Source organism: Streptomyces sp. NPDC040610 (assembly GCF_055594065.1).
Genome location: NZ_JBVIXA010000017.1, coordinates 96306 through 115187 on the forward strand (window position 1 = coordinate 96306; position 18882 = coordinate 115187).

The following is an 18882-nucleotide window of genomic DNA, read 5'->3' on the forward strand; positions in this document are numbered from 1 at the left end:
GACTCTCTCCTCGGTACGGGCGGGGTCAGGTGACGGGGGAGTGCAGCGGGGCGGCCGCCGCGTCCGGGAAGCAGCGCGGGTCGTCCCACAGGAGCTGGATGTCCCGGGCCCAGTGCAGCTCGGGCTCGTCGGCGGCGTCGGCGCTCTCGCGCAACGCCAGGACGTGGCGGGGAAGTTCGGCGGGCGGCAGCCGGGTCAGATGGGCGGCGAGCTGATCCAGGAAGGCGGAGCCGGGGCAGGGGGCGGGGGGTGCGGGGTCTCCGGCGGAGCCACGGGCGCCCTCGGGGCCGCCAGTGCTTCCCGCGCCTTCAGCACCTCCAGTCTCCCCACCCCCGTGCTCACACTCCACCCGCGCCCACAGCAGCACCGGCGCGGGCGCGTTCAGGGACACCTCGAAGTGGCGCTTCAGGCGCGGCGCCCGGGGCGGGGCGGCGAACCCCGCGAGGTCGGCCTCCCCGCTGCGCAGGCGGAAGCGCAGCTTGTTCGGCTGTTCCCCGGTGGCGCAGTCGACGCGGTGCACGACCGTCGTGGACTTGCCGTCGAGCCGGTCCCAGGTGCGGGCCAGCTGGTGGCGCAGGCCGCCCGCGCGGCGCGCCCGGTCGGTGACGACCAGGGGGTAGGAGCAGCCGAGCGGCGTCGGGTCGTCGACGCTGCGCTCCCAGTGGGCCACGGGCTCGTTGAGCCACTCCCGGGGCAGTACGAAGGCGATCAATTCGTCGGCGTCCGGCGCGAGTTGGCCGAAGGCCTCGTCGATGCGCTCCTGGACGTACGGCCGCACCTGGCTCCTGGCGAGGGTGCGCGAACCCACCGGGTGCCGGTGCCCGTCGCGGCACGCGGACACCTCGACCAGGACCTGGTCGCCCCCGGCGCCGCTGCGGGCGAGTTCGACGAGGATGGGGGACCAGGAGGGCCAGGGGGAGCCTCCGAACCCGGCCGCACGCGGAGCCGCCGGGGTCCCCGGCGCGGCCACGGCCTCCGCCGCCTCGGGGGCGCCCCGACCGTCTCGTACGAGAGGCGCGTCCCGTACGTCGCACGCCTGCCGTACCTCCCGTGCGCACCCCGACCCGGGCCGGAGCCCCGCACCCAGCCCCTCCTCTAACTCGCCCCTGCCCTCGCCCCGCCCCTCCGCCAGCTCCGCGAGCCGGTCGGCGAACCGCTCCACCGCCCCCGGCACGTCCACCTCCGAGAGGACGTACCAGGCCGCCGACCACAGCGACGCGAAGCCGCCCGGCGGCACCGGCGGTCCCAGCGGCCCGACCGCGTCGAGGTACAGCCGCTCCGGTGCCCACGCGGCCGACCGCCCCGTCGCCGGGCCCGCCTTCTCGGCGTCCTCGACCAGGGCGCGCAGCCGGTGCGGTGTCGTGCGGCCCCGGCCGGGCACCGGGATCAGCTCGGCGAGGCGGGGCCAGTAGCGGGCCATGACCGGCGCGGGCAGCATCCGCCCGTTGCGCACCCCGGCCGCGCCTGCCACCGCCGACACCATGCCGACGACGAGCCCGCTGTCGGCGAGGGCGACCGCGGCCCCGCTGAAGCCGGGCGCGAGCGGCTGGCCGTGCGCGCTCCAGGCCTCCAGCTGGACCCACTCGTCGGCGATCAGCTGGGCGGCGGTGGCGCGGTACTCGGCGATGGTGCCCTCGGCGTACCCGCGCGGGAAGCCGTACACGACCAGGCGCGGGCGGGGTTCCAGGTAGGCGTCGTCGGGGGCGGCGAATCCGGCGGGCGGGATCGGCACGGACCGGTCGAGTTCGAGGACGGCGAGGTCGCCGGAGTGGTCGTCGGGGCCGCTCCAGCCGCCGTGCGCGCCGACGACGGCCGTCACCGCGCCGAGTTCCCCGCGGTGCGGGAAGGAGACCGCGACCCCGGCGGCGCCGCTGTCCCGCACGACGTGCGCGCAGGTCAGCACGTGCCGCTCCGACACGAGGAAGCCGGCGCCGGTCTCGCGTCCGCACTGCACCCGGGCATGCCAGGTCGTACTGCTCATGAGGCGGGCGCTGGCTCTCCGTTCGAGGCCGCGGGCCCCAAGGTCCCTGGAGCGACCGTGCTTCCCGGGGCGCCCGCGTTCTCGGAGTCGCCCGGAGCCACCGTGGCACCGGCGGCCTCCGCCGCCCCGGCCGCATCCACGGCCCCGGCCGCCCCGCCCCGCTCGGACCCCCGCTCCGGCGACCACGAGAGCCGCACCAGCAGATGCCCTTCCCCTGAGCCCTTCACGATGACCGCCCCGGCCTCCGCCGTCATCCGTACGCCGAACTCGATCTCCACGGAGTCCGGCGCGAGTTCGCCGTCGCGGAACACCCGCAGGGCCGACTCGGCGGCGGTGCGCACCGGGCCCAGGGAGGCCTCGAAGGTGCGGGCGGCCAGGGCGGGGCCGTCGCCGCGCGACACCAGGCGGGCGCCCGACCCGTCGTCGTCGACGTCGGCGAGCACCACATGCGCGCCGCCGTCCGTCGTGAACTGCACCAGACCGTCCATGACCGCCCCCGTAGAAGACCCGTGTCACCCGCTCGCCGACATTCTTGCCGAACCGCCGACCTGGCGGGAAGCCGCCCTGGCAGCTTCCCGCCAGTCCCCGGCAACTCTCCCGCAACATCACGCGCCTGACACTTCTTCGCAGCACCCGGGAGCCACCCCCCACCCGGAGCCGACGAAGAGAGGTCGCGTTGATGCCGAGACCCCGAAGCGCCCCCAGCCGACGAAGAGGAAGCGCCCCCGCGGGCCGAAGAGCCCGCGGCGCCCGGCTCGGAATCCTGCCCGCGGGACTGGCGCTCGCCCTGCTCCCCGCCTCCCTGGCCGCGACCGCCACGGGCACTCCGGCGGCCGCCGCGGAGTCCGCCAGGGCCTCGGGCAAGGCCCAACAGCCGCACGGCGGCGGCACGTCCGCGTCCGCACGCGCCCCCAGGACCGTCACCCTCATCACCGGCGACGAGGTCACCGTCACCCCGCTCGGCGGCGGCAAGCAGACCGTCACGGTGGAGCGGCCGCGCGGCGCGAGCGGAGCCGTCCGCACCTCCGTGGCCGACGGCCGCGTCACCGTCGTACCGGACGAGGCGCGCCCCTATCTGCGCGCGGGCGTCCTGGACAAGCGGCTGTTCGACGTGACGGGGCTGCTGCGGCAGGGCGGGGACCGCGGCGGCGCCAAGGCGACGACACCGCTGATCGTCACGTACGACACGTCCCGTACCGCGGCGGACGCGCGGGCCCCGCGCGGCGCGGACAAGATCCGCTCGCTGCCGAGTGCGCGCGCCGCCGCGCTCAAGGCGGCCAAGGGCACCGCCTTCTGGCGGGCCGTCACCACCGCCGACGGCGAGGCGGCGCGGGGCGGCGGGCGCCGCTTCGGCGGCGGCATCGCGCAGATCCGGCTCGACGGCCGTGTCGAGGCCGACCTGGCCGAGAGCAACGCCCAGATCGGTACGCCCAAGGCGTGGGAGGCCGGGCTCACCGGCAAGGGCGTGAAGGTCGCCGTCCTCGACACCGGCGCCGACCTCACGCACCCCGACTTGAAGGACCGCATCGGCGCGACGAAGAGCTTCATCCCCGGCCAGGAGGTCGCCGACCGCGGCGGCCACGGCACCCACGTCACGTCCACGGTCGGCGGCAGCGGCGCCGCGTCCGACGGCAAGGAGAAGGGGGTCGCGCCGGGCGCGGACCTCGCCGTCGGCAAGGTGCTCAGCGACGAGGGCTTCGGCAGCGAGTCGGAGATCATCGCGGGCATGGAGTGGGCCGCGAAGGACGTCGACGCCAAGATCGTTTCCATGAGCCTCGGTTCGCGGGAGCCCAGCGACGGCACCGACCCGATGGCCGCCGCCGTCAACACGCTCTCCAAGGACACCGGCGCGCTCTTCGTCGTCGCGGCGGGCAACACCGGCGCGCCCTCGTCGATCGGCTCGCCCGGCGCGGCCGACTCCGCGCTGACCGTCGGCGCCGTCGACTCCGCCGACAAGGCCGCGTACTTCACCAGCCAGGGCCCCCGATCCGGCGACAACGCCCTCAAGCCCGACCTGTCCGCCCCCGGCGTCGACATCCTCGCCGCCCGCTCCCAACTCACGTCCGGGGAGGGCTACTACACCTCCATGAGCGGTACGTCGATGGCCACCCCGCACATCGCGGGCGTCGCCGCGCTGCTCGCCGAGCGGCACCCCGACTGGAACGGACAGCAGCTCAAGGACGCCCTGATGTCCACGTCCGGCGCCCTCGACGCGTCCGTGTACGAGCTGGGCGCGGGCCGGGTGGACGTGCCGTCGGCGATCGACGCGAGGGTCACCGCGACGGGCGGCGCCGACTTCGGCTTCTACCGCTGGCCGTACTCCGGGAACAAGCCGGTGACTCGGACCCTGACGTACACCAACTCCTCCGCCGAGCCCGTGGAGTTGACCCTCGCGGCACGCGGAGCGGCCGACGGCGTGGTCACCCTCGCCGACACCGGGCTGACCGTCCCCGCGCACGGCAGCGCCTCGACGACCGTGACCGGCGACGGTGCCCAGGCCCCCGTCGGTGCCACCAGCGGCGCGGTGGTGGCGAGCGCGGGCGGCAAGGAGGTCGCGCGGACGGCGTTCGGCCTGGTCAAGGAGGAGGAGCGGTACACGCTCACCGTCAAGGTCAAGGACCGCGACGGCGCCGCGACCCCCGCCGACCTGGTCGTCCAGCCGCTGACGAAGGACGCCGACCCCTACCCGGCGGCGGTCGGCGAGTCCGGTGAGCTGAAGCTCCGCCTCAAGCCCGGGGCGTACGCCCTGTCCACGTTCCTGGACGTCCGCGGCGCCCACGGCAAGGACGCGCTCGGCATCGGCTTCCTGGCGGCCCCCGAGACCACTCTGGACCGCGACCGGGAAGTGACCCTGGACGCACGGAAGTTGCGTGAGATCACGGCCGAGGTGCCGCGCCGCGCGGAGACCCGCCAGCTCGTCATGGAGTACGACCGCACCGCGAACGGCTCCGCCTATCAGGGTGCCGTGCAGGTGCCGGTGAAGTACGACAGCGTGTTCGCGGCGCCGACCCCGAAGGTGGCCGAAGGGCGCTTCGAGTACCGCACCGTGTGGCGCCTCGGCAAGCCCCTCCTGGACGTCGAGGGCATCGGCGAGGCCGTCGCGCAGCCCGGCTCCACCCTGGGCGAGGGCCGCACGCGCCTGAAGCTGGTCGACGCGGGTGACGGATCGCCGTCCGCGTACGTAGGAAAGGACGTACGGGGCAAGGCAGTCGTGGTGACCCGCAAGGGCGCGGCCGACCAGTTGACACCCCCGCAGCTCGCGCAGGCCGCACAGGACGCGGGCGCGAAGGCGCTGTTCGTGACGGACAGCGTGCCCGGCCGTCTGAACGCCTGGTTCGGCACGGACGACAACGCGGACCGGCCGCTGCGGATCGCCACGGTGAACGCGGCGGACGGGGCGAAGCTGCGGGACGCGGCGCGGCGGGGCCGCTCGGTGGAGTCCGAGTCGACCGCCTACACGCCGTACGTGTACGACCTGGAGGACGGCCACGCGGGCGCGATCCCGTCCCGTGACCTGACGTACAGCCCGTCGGCACGCGAACTCGCCGTGGTCCCCACCAAGTTCCACGCCCCCACCCGCCGCACCGAACCCGGCGGCGAGTTCCGCTACTCCCTGACCGACACCTTCGAGATCGGCCTCGGCTTCCCGGAGCGGATCTCCTACCCCGCCACCCGCACCGACTACGTCGCCGCGGGCAAGGGCCGCCACTGGCACGAGTCCCTCCACTACGGCCCCGACGCCGTCGAACAGCGCAGCGGCCTCGTCGACTACCGCCCCGGCAAGCGCACCCCCCTCGACTGGTTCAAGCCCGTCTGGCACCCCTGGCTCGGCACCGGCCTCGGCTGGGGCCAGCAGCGCAGCGGCGACAACCTCGACTTCAACGCCCCCGGCTGGGGCGACTCCGGGCCCGACCACACCGGCTTCGGCGACGTCTGGAACGACGACTCCCTGACCCAGACCACCGCCGTCTACGCCGACGGCCAACTCGTCGACCGCCGCACCAGCTCCGGCGTCTACGTCACCGGCGCGGCCCCCGAGGAACGCCCCTACAAACTCGTCACCGACACCACCCTGTCCCCCTCCCGCTGGCGCCTGGCCACCAAGGCCCACTCCGAGTGGACCTTCCGCTCCGCCCGCACCCCCGACGACCGCAAGACCTTCCTGCCCCTCCTGAACCTCGGCTTCGATGTCCCCACGGACCTCTCCGGCGACGTCCGTGGCGGCCGGACCGTGCCGGTCGGCATCTCCGCCGAGTACGTGCGGGGCGCCGTCGGCACGGGCCGCATCTCCGCCGCGACCCTCTCGGTCTCCTACGACGACGGCAAGTCCTGGCAGGACGTCCACCTCGCCCGCTCCGGCCGATCGGCCTCCTGGAGGGGCAAGTTGAAGGTCCCGGGCGACGCGGAGGCGATCTCCTTCCGGGCGAAGGTGCGGGACGACCGGGGCGGGTCGGTCTCGCAGGAGGTGGTGCGGGGGGTGGGGGTGCGGTAGGCCTCGCGGGGGCGCCCCAGTCCCGCCCCTTCTCCGAAACCGGGGGCTCCCGCCCCCTGGACCCCCGCAGATCGGCGCTCCGCGCCTCGTCCTCAAACGCCGGACGGGCTGTAGGGCCGTTCACCGTGTGTAGACGGCGTGATAGGCATGAGTGATCTTGCGTGCGATCAGGGGAGGGGTCATGAAACGAAAGACGCGTGGCTGGGTGATCGGCGGCGTGGCGCTGTTCGCCATCGGTGCGGTGGGCCTGCTGTTCCAGGACGACGACAGCAGCGAGGCGGAGGCCGAGCCCAAGCCGTCGGTCACGGAGTCCGCGAAGGAGCGCAAGCCTGAGGGGAAGCCGTCCCAGTCCGCTACGGGCAGCGGCGTCCCCTCACCGGACCCCGTACAGAGAGCGAAGCTGTTACGCGCCCTGGGCGCCGTCGACCCGGGGTTGGTCAGCAAGGAGGACCGGGCAGTGAGCCGGGCCCGGAACGTCTGCCTGGACATCAAGAACGGCGTGGACACGGAGACACTGCACAACGGCGCCAAGCTCCGATACGAGGGCGGAAGCGTTCCGTTCCTCACGGCCGAGCAATCGGCGGACATCGTGACCGCTGTACGTTCGTCGTTCTGCCACTGATCAGGTCAGGGGTCACCCCCCCCGTCAGCCAAACGCCGGACGGGCTGTCCATAGCCCGTCCGGCGTTTGAGGACGAGGCGCGAAGCGCCGATAGCGGGGGTCCGGGGGCGGCAGCCCCCGGTTTCGGGAAGGGGCGGGGTTGGGGAGCCGCCGGCAGGGCCCCCGGCCTCAGCCCTTGCCCAGCGCCCGCTTGAGAATCTTCCCCATGTCGTTGCGCGGCAGCGCGTCCACGAGATGCAGGACGCGCGGCCGCTTGTGGGGCGCGAGCCGGGAGGCGACGTGGGCCGCCAGGTCGTCGAGGGCCGGGGGGAGGGAGGGGTCGGCGGGGGCGACCCAGGCGACGACGCGCTCGCCGAGGTCGGGGTCCGGCTCCCCGGTGACGGCGGCCTCGCGGACGCCGGGATGTTCGAGGAGCGCGTTCTCGATCTCACCGGCCCCGATCTTGTACCCCCCGCTCTTGATGAGGTCGGTCGCCTTGCGCCCGACGATGCGCACGTACCCGTCGGCGTCCCGCACGGCCATGTCCCCGGTGCGGAACCACCCGCCGGGCGCGAAGGCCGCCTCCGTGGCGTCGGGCCGGTTGAGGTAGGAGGTGAAGAGGTTCGGGCCGCGGACCTGGATCTCGCCGACCGCCTCGGGCCCGGCGTCGCGCGGGATCTCGGCGTCGGCCTCGTCGACGAGGCGGAGTTCGACGCCGGGCAGCGGTACGCCGACGGTGCCCGCGCGCGGTTCGCCGTCCGCGCGGACGCTGGTGTTCATGAGCGTCTCCGTCATGCCGTACCGCTCGACGACCCGCCGCCCCGTCGCGGACGCGATCCGCTCGTGGTCGTGGACGGGCAGCGCCGCCGAGCCCGAGACCAGCAGCCGCGCCCCGGACAGGGCCTTCACCAGCTCCGGCTCGTCGGGCAGCGCCTCGGCGATCCGGTGGTACATCGTCGGCACCCCGAACAGCATGGTCCCGCCGGTGGCCAGCTCCCGGGCCACGCCCTGCGTGCTGAACCGGCCGAGGTGCCGCACGGAGCCGCCGCGCCGCAGCGGGCCGAGGACGCCGAGGATCAGGCCGTGCACGTGGAAGAGGGGCAGGCCGTGCACGAGGACGTCGGCGTCGGTCCACTGCCAGGCGTCCTCCAGGGCGTCCAGGGTGGAGGAGACCGCCCGGCGGGAGAGGACGGCGCCCTTCGGCGGCCCTGTGGTGCCGGAGGTGTAGACGATGAGGGCGGGGGAGGAGGGGTCCAGGGTGGCGGGAACGGCATACGAGGCGCCCGCGTCCGCGCCCGCAGGGGCCGCGCCGTCCGCGCCCGCCGAGCCCGAGGCGCCCGTGCCAGCGTCCGCGCCCTCCACCCGCACCTCCACATCCACCCGCCCCACCCCCTCAAGCACCTCCGGCAACCCGTCCCCCACCCCCGCGAGCACCAGCGACGGCTCGCTGTCCGCCACGATGTGGCCCAGCTCCGCCGCCCCCGACTTCGGGTTCAGCGGCACCGCGGGCACCCCGGCCCGCAGCGCCGCCACCACCGCCACCGCCGTTTCCAGGGTGGGGGTGGCCCAGACGGCCACGCGGGTCGCGCCCGCCGCGGCGAGGCGGGCGGCCAGGGCGGTCGTGGTGGTGGCCAGGTCGGCGTAGGTCAGGGTGCGGTCGCCGAAGGTCACGGCGGGGGCGGGGCCCGGCGTGGTGAGGGCGGGGAAGAGGGGCTCGGAATCCACGGGTCGTACTCCTCGGTGTGTGCACGGCGACTTAATGAGAGCGTTACGCCGCCGAAGGTGCGGTGTCACAGTGATCGTTGAGGCTGAAGTGGCCGTTTGTCCCTGGTTCTGGGGGCTGTTCGGCGGTTCACAAGTCAACAGCCGGTCGCCGCTGGGCAGCAGCCCGCGGTCCGTGCTCCGGTCGACTCAACCGGTCCTCCCCCCACAATCCGAAACAGGATGGGACCACCCACTTTGCTCACTTCGTACTCTTCATCCGGATCCACTCCGACATCAACCCCTACCGCCCCCGCACCGGCCACGCCCTCGGGCACCACCAACCTATCCAGCGCCCCGCCCCCGCATGCCCCCGGCCGCATCCTCGCCGTCGCCGCCCCGGGCCCGGGGCGCGAACAGCTCACCCGCACCCTGGAGTCGAGCGGCTACGAGGTCGACCACACCGTCCCCGGTGACATACACCCGCACATACGCCAGACCCCGCCGGACGCCATCGTCGCGCTCGACGACGGCCCTGGCGGGCGGCGCTGCGGGGGCGACGTCATCACGGAGGTGCGGTCGCAGCCGGCCGGGCAGGCGCTGCCGCTGGTCCTGGTGGGCGCGGCGGCGCGCGAGCCCGCCGCGGTCGCCGAGCTGCTGCGGCGGGGCGCCGACGACTGCCTGCCGAGCGGCTGCGCGCCCGTCGAACTGTCGGCGCGCATCGCGGCGAAGCTGCACCGCGTCCCCGTACCGGTGGAGCAGCTGCTGCGCGACCCACGGACGGGGCTGTACTCCGGGCCGCACTTCATGGACGAGCTGGACCGTGAGCTGCGCCGTCCCGCGGCCGCGCGGCGCGGCGGTGTCCTCGCCGTCGTCGGGGTCGCCGAGATGCCCGCCCTGGAGAAGCGGCTCGGGCCGCGCGTGCACCGGGAGGTCGCCGAGCGGCTCGCGCAGGTCGCGGGCGGTACCGCGCCCGTCGGGACGGGAGCCCGGGGCGGCCTGGGGAGCGTCTGCGACCGGCTCGGCTGGGACGACGACGGGCATCTCCTTGTCCTGATGCCCGGCGTCGACGAGGAGAGCGCGCGGCAGGACCTCGCGGCGTTCGCGGCGTCGGTCGCGGGCACCCGGTTCGTCGTCGCGGACGAGAACGTCCGGCTCACCCCGGCCATCGGCTTCACCCCGCTCACCGCGTACGAGGACTCCGGTGGCCACGAGGCGGCCGCCCGCAGCGCCCGCGAGGCCACCGACGAGGCCCTGCGCCACCGCGATCTGCGGCCGGTGCGCTGGGAGCCGTGGATGCGGGCGAGGGCGCAGGACGGGCCCCGGCACGCCCGCGCCCGCGTGGGCCTCGGCGCCCTGCGCGCCGCGCTCACCCCGCTCCTCTCGCCCGTCCTGATGCTGCTCCTCGGCGTCGGCGTACCGTTTCTGTTGTACCAGCAGGCGTACGACCGTCTCGGCTGGGACGTGGCCGCGTACGCCTACTGGGTCGTCGTCGCGGGGCTCGTGGCGTCGGCGCTGCTCATCGTCCTGGAGTGCCTGTTCGCGCTGGACGCGCCGGGGCGTCCGGCCGCCGCCGCGCAGCCGTACCCGCCCGCGAGCGCGGTCATCGCGGCGTACCTGCCGAACGAGGCGGCGACGATCGTCGACACCGTCGAGTCCTTCCTGCGCCTGGAGTACCCGGGCGAGTTGGAGATCGTCCTCGCCTACAACACCCCGCACCCGCTGCCCGTCGAGGACACCCTGCGCGAGGTGGCGCGCCGCGATCCGCGACTGGTGCTGCTGCCCGTCGCGGGCTCCACGTCCAAGGCACAGAACCTGAACGCGGCCGTGACGCGGGTGCGCGGCGAGTTCGTGGGCGTCTTCGACGCCGACCACCATCCGGCGCCGGACGCGTTCCGGCACGCCTGGGACTGGCTGTCCCACGGCTACGACGTCGTCCAGGGGCACTGCGTGGTCCGCAACGGCGACAGTTCGTGGGTGGCGCGGATGGTCGCCGTCGAGTTCGAGGCCATCTACGCCGTGAGCCACCCGGGCCGCACCCGCCTGTACGGATTCGGGGTGTTCGGCGGCTCCAACGGCTTCTGGCGCACCGACGTCCTCGCCCGCACCCGGATGCACGGCTCCATGCTCACCGAGGACATCGACTCCACCCTGCGGGCCCTCGGCGCGGGCGCCCGCATCGCCATGGACCGCACTCTCATCTCGCGCGAACTGGCCCCGACGACACTGCGGCCGCTGTGGAACCAGCGCTCCCGCTGGGCGCAGGGCTGGCTCCAGGTGTCGCTGCGGCATCTGCGTGCGGCCCTGCGCTCGGAGCAGTTCACACCCCGTCAGAAGACGGGCCTGTGGGTCCTGTTGGGATGGCGCGAGGTGCAGCCCTGGCTGACCCTGCAGATCCTGCCGGTGCTGCTGCACGCCGCGTGGCGGGCGGGCGGCGCGGACAAGCTGGACTGGGCGGTGCCGGTGTGCCTGCTCGCCGCGGCGGTCACGCTGTCCGCCGGGGTGGTGCAGGCCGCCTTTGCGTGGCGGCTCGCGGTGCCCGAACTGCGCCGCAGGAAGGCCTGGTTCTGGCGCTATCTCCTCGTCACCACGGTCTTCTACACCCACTTCAAGAATCTCGTGGCCCGGCAGGCGCATCTGAAGGAGGCGCTGGGGCAGCGGCAGTGGCGGGTCACGCCGCGCACCGCGGCGGCGGACGCGGAGGCCTCATGAGGACGCCGGACGACGCGCTCGCGGACGTGCCCCCGGTGCCCGCCCCGCCCCGGAGCCCCACGCCCACGAAGGCCGCCCCCCTCCCCGCCGAGCCCCTCCCCGAGCCCCGCACCCGCAGGCCCGCCCGCGCCCGCGCCGTCGAACTCCAGGGCCTGCGCGGCCTCGCCGCCCTCAGCACCGTCGTCTTCCACGTGTGGCAGCAGTACTACACGTACGACGCCACCGGGGCGCACCCACCGGTCGACAACCCCTACCTGGGCGCGCTGATCTCCCTGGAGGTCATCGACCTGTTCTTCGTGATGTCGGCGTACCTGCTGACGCTGTCGTACGCGCGCGCGGCCATCGACGGCCCGGACGCGCCCCCGTCCGAGGGGACCGGGGTGCGCTCGGGCCGGGACTTCCTGTTCCGGCGGGCGATCCGCGTCCTGCCGCTGTACTTCCTCGCGGTCCTGCTCGTCTGGTCGAGCCGCAACCCGACCCTGCCCGGCGACTGGCGCGACCTGCTCGGCCACCTCACCTTCACGCACGTCTTCGACCGCGAACGCATCTTCTACACCCTCGGCCCGACCTGGTCGCTCTCCCTCGAAGTCGCCTTCTACCTGGCCCTGGTGGCCCTCGGGCCGCTCGCGATCCGGGCCTGCCGCCGCCTGGCCACGCGGCGGGCGCGGGTGGCGCTGTGCCTGTCGGGCTGCGGGGCGCTGTTCGTGGCGCCGCTGCTGTGGATCGCGGTCGCGCACCACGTCCTGGACGTGCCGTACACCGACTGGCCGGTGTACTTCGGCCCGCAGGCCCGCTTCGGCGGTTTCGCGGCGGGCATGGCGCTCGCCGTGCTCCTGGTGGCGCTCGGGGAGCGGGGACGCCTGGACGCGCGGGTCGCGGGGCCACTGGCACTCGCGGCGTTCGGCGGCGTGTACGCCCTCTCGTACGCGGCCGACCCGGGGAACACCGCGTACACCTACTACCATCCGCTGGCCGCGCTGCTCTGGTCCGTGCTCCTGTACGCGACGCTGCGGCCCCGGGAGCGGGACGGCGGCCGGGCGCGGTGGCTCGGGGCGCTGCGGGCGCGCTGGGTGACCGGCGTCGGCCTGATCAGCTACAGCCTCTACATCTGGCACGAGCCGGTGATGGTGGAGCTGGACCGGTGGGGGCTGCTGCCGCGCGGTCCGCTCGGCTTCGCGGCCGGGACGCTGATCGTGCTCGTCGTGGCGGTGGCCGCGGCGGCGGTGAGCTACTGGCTCGTCGAGTACCCGGCGGGGCTGCTCGGCCGGGCCCGGGACGCGCGGGGCGCTCCGCGCGAGTTCTATCCGGAGCGCGCGGGCGGCGGGCCGCCGCCGCGCTGACCCAAGTCCCGTGCCCGGCACCGGACATGACGGCGCCGCCTGCCCGTGGGACGAGGGGAGGCGGCGCCGCGGCTCGTTACCGCTGACGGCTACGCGGCCGTCAGACCAGCCAGCCGACGAAGTGGACGACGCCGGCGAGGATGTCGGTGAGCAGGTTCATGGTGGTGCTTCTCCTTGGGACATGGTGGTACGTGTACGAATGGGACCGCGCCAACTACGTTCTGCAGCACGTCGCTTGCGCACCGTAAGCATCGTCAATCACGCGCGCCGCACGCAATCCCTGCGGCGACGATCACCTGTTCCAGGGAACAACTGCTCCCCTGTTCGCATGAGTTCACCGCGCGGCCTGCGGCATGCGCGGCCGGGGGGCGTCAGGAGGACGACTTGAAGGACGCGATTGCCCGGTCGAAGTACCGCTTGCCCAGGGCGCGGTTCTTCGCGGGCGCCGACACCCACACGTCGTGCATCCTGCCGTTCTCGTTCCAGCTCAGGTCGTAGGTGACGCGGGGGCCGCCGTCGGAGTCGGCGCCGTCCCAGGCGAAGGTCCACAGGGCGGCGGGGTGGCCGTTGTGGGTGGTGCGGGTGACGGAGCCGGTGCGGTAGCCGGGGTAGTTCGAGGGGCCCTTGCGGTGGGCCCGGAGCATCACCGCGTAGGGGCCGGCCGGAGCCTTGGGCTGGGGGTGGACGCCGATGCGGAACCTCTTGGCGGCGGAGTAGTAGTAGACGCGGGGCGGTTCGGGGGAGCGGGTGAAACCCTCGGGGACGGCGAGGGTGAATCCGGCCTGGTCGGTGACCGTGCGGTAGCCCGCGGGGGCCTTGCCCTCGGCCGCGCCGGGGGGCCTTGCCGAGTCCTCGGCCGGGGAGTTGTCCGGGCGGTCCTCGGTGTCCGGTGGCGCGGCGGAGTCGGGGGATGCCCCGGGGCCGGAGGGGGAGTCGTCCTCGGACGGCGGCAGTTCCTTCTTGTCCGCTGCCTCGGCCGTCCGCTTGCCCCGGTCGCCGGAGTCGTCGCCGCTCGACGCCAGCAGCCAGGCCGCTGTGGCTATGCCGCCCGTCGCCAGGACGGCGGCCGCGGTGGCCAGGGCCATGGCTGTGCGGGAACGGGGGCCGGGGATACGGAGAGTGGGCTGCCCGGCGCCGCGGGGTCCGCCCGCGCCCGCCTCGGCCGCGGGTGCGGCGGGTACCCCCATCGCCCTCTGGGTGGGCCGGCTGCCCGCGGGCGGGGTGGTGGGTGTTCCGCCCGCACCTGAGGCCGAGGTGGGCCGGGGAGTCGAGGGGGAGGGGCCCGGCGGCATCGGCTCGTCCAGGGCCTCGCGGAGCGCCTGTTCCGCGGTCGTCGCGGTGAGGCGTCGCTCCGGGTCGCGTTCCAGCAGGCCCCGGGCGACCGGCAGGAGGGGGCCGAGGGTGTCGGGCAGGGCGATCTCGTCCAGGATCACCGCGTGCAGCACCTCGGCCACCGAGTCCCGGTGGAACGGGGATTCGCCCGCCACGGCCGCGCACAACAGCACCCCGAGCGACCACAGGTCGGACGCGGGGCCGGACCGCTGCCCCGACATCCGCTCCGGCGCGGTGTACTCGGGCGAGCCCACGAACGCCCCGGTCTGCGTGAGCCGCGTCTGCCCCGCGACCTGCGCGATGCCGAAGTCGGACAGGACGACGCGGCCGGTCTCCGCCTCCAGGAGCACGTTCGCGGGCTTCAGGTCGCGGTGCAGCACCCCGGCCGTGTGCGCGGCCCGCAGCGCGCCGAGGAGCGCGAGCGCCACCCGGCCCGCCTCCGTGGGCGGCAACGGCCCCTCGGCCGCCACCCGGTCGGCCAGCGACCGGCCGTCGATCAGCTCCATCACCAGCCAGGGCCGCTCCTCGTACCGCACGACGTCGTGCAGCACGAGGATGCCCGGGTGCTTCACCTGCGCCACCGACCGGGCCTCGTGCAGCGTCCGCTCCTGCTGACGCTGCGCGTCCTCGGGGGTCAGCGCGTCGTCGACGTGCAGTTCCTTGACCGCGACGGCCCGCCCGAGGAGTTCGTCCCGCGCGCGCCACACGGTGCCCATGCCGCCACGGCCGAGCCGCGCCTCGATGCGGTAGCGTCCGGCGACCAGTTCGCCCGTGCTTGCCATGGGCGCATCATACGAACTCCCTTGACCCGCCCCACGATTGGGCCACACACGGCGCACGCCCCCGAGCCGGGGCCGCCTCCACACGCCCGTCACAACGCGTGCCTGATCCGTCACGTTGAGTGCCTGTCGGGTCGCGTCGGAGCGGTCCGCTCGGCGGAGGGGGTCCACCGCGCGCAGCGTCTTCATTCTCTGAGGGGCCCCTGGGGCGGGTGGTGCCGGGTTGTTAGCCTGCGGGGGCTGTGACCGCGTACGAAGAGCGCGTGCGACGCGCGTACGGAGAAGGAGTCCCCGTGGCAGGCCCCCGCATCGCGCTCGTCACCCGCCGTCCGCAGCCGGAGCACGACCGTGATCTGCCGGTGCTCGCGCGGGCCCTGGACGAGGCGGGCGCCGAGGTCCGGATCGTCGGCTGGGACGACCCGGACGTCGACTGGGCCGGATTCGACCTCGCGATGATCCGCTCCACCTGGGACTACAGCTGGCGCGCCGAGGAGTACGTGGCGTGGGCCGACCGGTGCGCCCGGCTCACCCGCCTCGCCAACCCCGCGGACGTCGTGCGCTGGAACACCGACAAGCGGTACGTGGGCGAGCTGGCCGCGGCCGGGGTGCCCACCGTCCGCACGGCCTACCGTGCGCCCGGAGACGGCGACGAACTCCCGCCCGCCGGCCGGGAGTTCGTCGTCAAGCCCACGTCCGGGGCCGGGGCGCGGTACGCGGCCAGGTACCGCGCGGAAGAGCGGGACGCCGCCCGCGCGCACATCGCCCGCCTGCACGAGGAGGGCTTCACCGCCATGGTGCAGCCCTACATGCGGCGCATCGACGTCACCGGCGAGCGCGCCCTCGTCTTCGTCGGCGGCCAGTTCCTGCACGCCATACGGAAGGGCGCGGTCCTTGCGCCCGGCACCGCGTACGACGCCGACAAGGTGTCCCACCCCGACCCGCGGCCCTGGCGGCCCACCGACGCCGAACTCGACGTCGCCGAGCGGGCGTTGGCGGCGGTACCGGGCTCGCCCGAGCTGCTGTACGCGCGGGTGGACCTCGTGGACGGGGACGGCGAGGGGGAGAGGGCCGGTGAGGGGGACGGGAGTGGTCCGCACGTCATGGAGCTCGAACTCGTCGAGCCCAACCTCTTCCTCGGCCTCCACCCGGACTCGGCGCCCCGGGTCGCGGAACTGATCCTCAAGGCCGTCCGATAGGCCGGGAGCACCGGGAGCACCGGGAGCACCGGGAGCACCGGGAGCACCGGCAGCGCCAGGAGCGCGGGTAGCACCAGGAGCCCGCCCGGCCCGGCAGCCCCGGGTCACGCAGGACCGGAGCCCGCCTCACCCCTCCGGGAACGACACCCGCTGCAGCAGCCCCCACGTGAACTCCGCGACACAGCACCGCCGTTCGCCCGACTCCGCGTCCGGCGCGGTGAACGCGAGCCGCCATCGCGTCGGCGCCGTGCCCTCCATCGGGCGTGCGGGCGCGAAGGCGCGGGCCGCCTCGTCGACGGTGCACGACCAGGGCGTGAGGTCGGCGAGGGTGCGCAGGGCGGTCCCAGGGGCGCCGGGGGCGCGGATCAGCCACTCGTTCCACACCGCCGCGTTCGGCCCGAGCAGCACCTCGAAGCGCAGGTCGGGCCAGAGCGGCACGGGCCAGAGCAGCGCCTCGCACTCCAGGTCGCCGATCTTCCGGGGCGCCGTCGCCTCGGGCGGGCCGAGCACCGAGCGGTACCGGGAGACCGCCGCGCGCCCCTTGCGCGCGTGCAGCATCGCCTGCCAGCGGCGGTTGGCCTCGCGCATGTCGGCGATGGACACCCCCAGCGTGTGCCGGGCGTCCTCGACAAGGCCCGGGTTGTGGTCGGCCATGCGGCGCAGCAGGACCAGCTGGAAGTCGAGCGGCGTGAACGGGCCGGGCGGCCGTGCGGAACCCGGACCGGACCCGGCGGCGGAGCTAGCGGACATACGCCCCATGGTCCCGCACGGCCCGCCCGGTCGGACGCCGCCCGTCCGGCAGGAACAGCACCGAGTTCACGTATCGCGGCCGCCGCGGTGTCAGCGCGCGCCGCACCAGGCCCTGCGACACGACGTACGAGGTGGCGCGCTGGTGCGCCTCCAGGTCGAAGGCGTCCAGGGGCAGCCAGGCGTCGTCCGGCAGGACCCAGCCGCGGTAGCCGTGCGCGTGCGCGAGGTGGTCGACGACCGGGGCGATGGGCTGGATGCGGGCCTCCAGCTCGACGAAGAGCGCCGGGCGGTCCCGGTCGAGGAGTTCGCGGGCGCCGCGCAGGACGGGCAGCTCATGGCCGTCCACGTCGATCTTGATGAAGTGCACGTCGAGCAGGCCGAGACCGTCGAGCGCCACGCACGGCACGTCGAGCGCGGTGCCGTGCACGCCGTCCCTGCGCACCAGCGAGGACACCCCGCGGTCGCCCCGGTCGTCCTCGGGCAGCCAGAGCCGGGCCGTGCCGGGCTCCTCGCCCGCCGCCGCCTGGATCACCCGGACGTTGCCGGGCGTGGCCGCCGCGAGCAGCCGCGCCAGATGCGGCACCGGCTCCACGGTCACGACGCGCCGGGCCCGCCGGGCGAGCCGCCGCGACCAGGGCCCGTACCAGCCGCCGACGTCCACGGCGGTGCCGCAGTCGGGCGGGCACAGCTCGCCGAGGCGGGCCAGTTCCGGCTCGAAGCGCGGATAGACGAGGCGGGCGAGGGCGGCCACCGCGCGGATCGGAAGGCGGGGTGCGACGCGGGCGGCGAGGGTCTTGCGCGCGGCGGGCGTCACGACGAGATCAGCTTGAGCAGGCGCTCGTGCTCGTCCTCCGAGACCTGTTCGCCGGAGGACGGCAGGAGCTGAGGGATGCCGTCCACGATCGGGTAGCGGCGGTGCAGGCGCGGGTTGTACAGGGCCTGTTCGGGCAGCGGCGCCGGGTCCGGTGACGGGTCGGCGGGGAAGGTGGCCTCCGGCGCGAGCAGGATCAGCGGGCCCTTGTCGAGCGGGCAGGCGAGGATCTTCAGCAGCGGGTCGTCGGGGTTCATCAGGGCATCAGCTCCTTGGGTGGCAGATTCGGTTCGGCGGGCAGGGCGGGTGCGGGGTCGTCGTGCTTGGGCATCACCAGGAGCACCGCCACCGCGAGCACCGTCCCCGCGACCCGCAGCGTGAGCCGCACCGGGTCGTGGGGCAGCGCCTCACCGAACGCGAGCGTCCCGAGCACGGCGGTGAACAGCGACGTCACCGTCGTGCACACCGGGACGATCAGTGAGGCCCGGCACCGCTGGAGCGCCGCCTGCGACATGATCAGGCCGAACGCGCCGGTGAAGAGCAGCAGATAGGGGTACGGGGAGCGCAGCAGGTCGAACAGGGCGCCGCCCAGGCCGCCGTGCCCGTCCGTGGGCAGATGGCTGGACACGCCCTTGATGGCCAGCGAGCTGACGCCGTAGAGCAGGCCCACGGCGACGCCGTACTCCACGCCCGTCGTCGGCTGGCGGTGCTTGCTGCGGGTGCGGCGCTCGGCCGACGCGTACAGCCACAGACCGGCCGCGAGCGACGGCAGGCAGACCGTGAGGACGAGCGGCGCGGGCGCGTCCCGGCCCACCGTGTCCGTGCCCTCCTTCAGGGACAGCACGACCATCAGGAGCGCGGCGAGGATCGCGCCGACCGCGTACCGCTCGCGCCCCGACGTGCGCTCGCCGAGCAGCTTCGCCGACAGGAGCAGGAGCAGCACGAGCCCGGAGACGAAGATGCCCTGGGCCGCCGCGATCGGCAGCGTCCGGTAGACGACGAGCTGCGCGCCGAAGCCCGCCGCGAGGGCCAGCGAACCGCCGATCCACAGCGGGCTGGAGATCACCTGGCGGAGCAGCCGGGCCGGGTTGCGGACGCTGACCGACGGCATCGCGGTGAGCGCCCGCTTCTCCAGGACGAAGCCGGTGCTGTAGAGCAGGTTCGCGAGCAGCGCCGCGGCCACACCC

General features: G+C 74.6%; 13 protein-coding genes. 5 read left to right on the forward strand and 8 right to left on the reverse strand.

Annotation, left to right across the window (positions count from 1 at the left end; all coding sequences use genetic code 11):
• Positions 1 to 25: 25 nt before the first annotated feature.
• Together ACZ6AA_RS36700 and ACZ6AA_RS36705 are read right to left on the reverse strand one after the other, a co-directional pair.
• Entirely contained in the window at positions 26 to 1981 is a 1956-nt protein-coding gene (locus tag ACZ6AA_RS36700) for a VMAP-C domain-containing protein (RefSeq protein ID WP_471462825.1), read from the reverse strand.
• Positions 1978 to 2469 (reverse strand): CU044_2847 family protein, encoded by a 492-nt coding sequence (locus ACZ6AA_RS36705; RefSeq protein ID WP_471462826.1) that lies wholly within the window; start codon positions 2467 to 2469, stop codon positions 1978 to 1980. Before ACZ6AA_RS36705 ends, ACZ6AA_RS36700 begins: the two co-directional genes overlap by 4 nt.
• Before the next feature lie 191 nt (positions 2470 to 2660).
• Here ACZ6AA_RS36705 and ACZ6AA_RS36710 point away from each other — a divergent pair, with 191 nt between their 5' ends.
• Together ACZ6AA_RS36710 and ACZ6AA_RS36715 are read left to right on the forward strand one after the other, a co-directional pair.
• The gene (locus ACZ6AA_RS36710) at positions 2661 to 6473 is read left to right on the forward strand and encodes a S8 family serine peptidase (RefSeq protein ID WP_471462828.1); all 3813 of its coding nucleotides are present in this window, start codon (positions 2661 to 2663) and stop codon (positions 6471 to 6473) included.
• A 181-nt stretch (positions 6474 to 6654) separates the two neighbouring features.
• Complete coding sequence (locus ACZ6AA_RS36715) at positions 6655 to 7095, forward strand: hypothetical protein (protein ID WP_468449550.1); 441 nt, start codon at positions 6655 to 6657, stop codon at positions 7093 to 7095.
• Between the two features lie 168 nt (positions 7096 to 7263).
• On the opposite strand, the gene ACZ6AA_RS36720 is transcribed toward ACZ6AA_RS36715, so the two are convergent.
• Complete coding sequence (locus ACZ6AA_RS36720) at positions 7264 to 8799, reverse strand: acyl-CoA synthetase (protein ID WP_471462829.1); 1536 nt, start codon at positions 8797 to 8799, stop codon at positions 7264 to 7266.
• Between the two features lie 219 nt (positions 8800 to 9018).
• Here ACZ6AA_RS36720 and ACZ6AA_RS36725 point away from each other — a divergent pair, with 219 nt between their 5' ends.
• Together ACZ6AA_RS36725 and ACZ6AA_RS36730 are read left to right on the forward strand one after the other, a co-directional pair.
• Entirely contained in the window at positions 9019 to 11487 is a 2469-nt protein-coding gene (locus tag ACZ6AA_RS36725) for a glycosyltransferase (RefSeq protein ID WP_471462830.1), read from the forward strand.
• Positions 11484 to 12827, forward strand: a complete 1344-nt coding sequence (locus ACZ6AA_RS36730; protein ID WP_471462832.1) for an acyltransferase family protein — start codon at positions 11484 to 11486, stop codon at positions 12825 to 12827. The genes ACZ6AA_RS36725 and ACZ6AA_RS36730 overlap by 4 nt, the downstream gene beginning before the upstream one ends.
• A gap of 371 nt (positions 12828 to 13198) precedes the next feature.
• Here the strand turns inward: ACZ6AA_RS36730 and ACZ6AA_RS36735 are convergent, their stop codons facing one another.
• Positions 13199 to 14941, reverse strand: coding sequence for a serine/threonine-protein kinase (locus ACZ6AA_RS36735; RefSeq protein WP_471462834.1), 1743 nt, complete (start codon positions 14939 to 14941; stop codon positions 13199 to 13201).
• A 290-nt stretch (positions 14942 to 15231) separates the two neighbouring features.
• Here ACZ6AA_RS36735 and ACZ6AA_RS36740 point away from each other — a divergent pair, with 290 nt between their 5' ends.
• Positions 15232 to 16134 carry an ATP-grasp domain-containing protein gene (locus ACZ6AA_RS36740; protein ID WP_468449545.1) on the forward strand — a complete coding sequence of 301 codons (903 nt, stop codon included), beginning with the start codon at positions 15232 to 15234 and terminating at the stop codon, positions 16132 to 16134.
• 126 nt (positions 16135 to 16260) lie between these two features.
• Here ACZ6AA_RS36740 and ACZ6AA_RS36745 read toward each other — a convergent pair whose 3' ends face one another.
• The 4 genes from ACZ6AA_RS36745 to ACZ6AA_RS36760 are packed head-to-tail and all read right to left on the reverse strand — an operon-like array spanning position 16261 to position 18878.
• Positions 16261 to 16893 carry a hypothetical protein gene (locus ACZ6AA_RS36745; protein ID WP_471462836.1) on the reverse strand — a complete coding sequence of 211 codons (633 nt, stop codon included), beginning with the start codon at positions 16891 to 16893 and terminating at the stop codon, positions 16261 to 16263.
• Complete coding sequence (locus ACZ6AA_RS36750; RefSeq protein ID WP_468480890.1) at positions 16874 to 17698, reverse strand: FkbM family methyltransferase; 825 nt, start codon at positions 17696 to 17698, stop codon at positions 16874 to 16876. The genes ACZ6AA_RS36745 and ACZ6AA_RS36750 overlap by 20 nt, the downstream gene beginning before the upstream one ends.
• Entirely contained in the window at positions 17695 to 17952 is a 258-nt protein-coding gene (locus ACZ6AA_RS36755; protein ID WP_468449542.1) for a Trm112 family protein, read from the reverse strand. The genes ACZ6AA_RS36750 and ACZ6AA_RS36755 overlap by 4 nt, the downstream gene beginning before the upstream one ends.
• Positions 17952 to 18878 carry a hypothetical protein gene (locus tag ACZ6AA_RS36760; RefSeq protein WP_468450162.1) on the reverse strand — a complete coding sequence of 309 codons (927 nt, stop codon included), beginning with the start codon at positions 18876 to 18878 and terminating at the stop codon, positions 17952 to 17954. The genes ACZ6AA_RS36755 and ACZ6AA_RS36760 overlap by 1 nt, the downstream gene beginning before the upstream one ends.
• Positions 18879 to 18882 lie beyond the last annotated feature (4 nt).

Excerpts from the sequence above, each read along its gene's own strand:
- ACZ6AA_RS36705 (WP_471462826.1), bottom strand. The coding sequence starts at position 2,469 with ATGGACGGTCTGGTGCAGTTCACGACGGACGGCGGCGCGCATGTGGTG.
- ACZ6AA_RS36710 (WP_471462828.1), top strand. The coding sequence starts at position 2,661 with ATGCCGAGACCCCGAAGCGCCCCCAGCCGACGAAGAGGAAGCGCCCCC.
- ACZ6AA_RS36700 (WP_471462825.1), bottom strand. The coding sequence starts at position 1,981 with ATGAGCAGTACGACCTGGCATGCCCGGGTGCAGTGCGGACGCGAGACC.
- ACZ6AA_RS36745 (WP_471462836.1), bottom strand. The coding sequence starts at position 16,893 with ATGGGGCGTATGTCCGCTAGCTCCGCCGCCGGGTCCGGTCCGGGTTCC.
- ACZ6AA_RS36735 (WP_471462834.1), bottom strand. The coding sequence starts at position 14,941 with ATGGCAAGCACGGGCGAACTGGTCGCCGGACGCTACCGCATCGAGGCG.
- ACZ6AA_RS36725 (WP_471462830.1), top strand. The coding sequence starts at position 9,019 with ATGGGACCACCCACTTTGCTCACTTCGTACTCTTCATCCGGATCCACT.
- ACZ6AA_RS36755 (WP_468449542.1), bottom strand. The coding sequence starts at position 17,952 with ATGAACCCCGACGACCCGCTGCTGAAGATCCTCGCCTGCCCGCTCGAC.
- ACZ6AA_RS36730 (WP_471462832.1), top strand. The coding sequence starts at position 11,484 with ATGAGGACGCCGGACGACGCGCTCGCGGACGTGCCCCCGGTGCCCGCC.
- ACZ6AA_RS36715 (WP_468449550.1), top strand. The coding sequence starts at position 6,655 with ATGAAACGAAAGACGCGTGGCTGGGTGATCGGCGGCGTGGCGCTGTTC.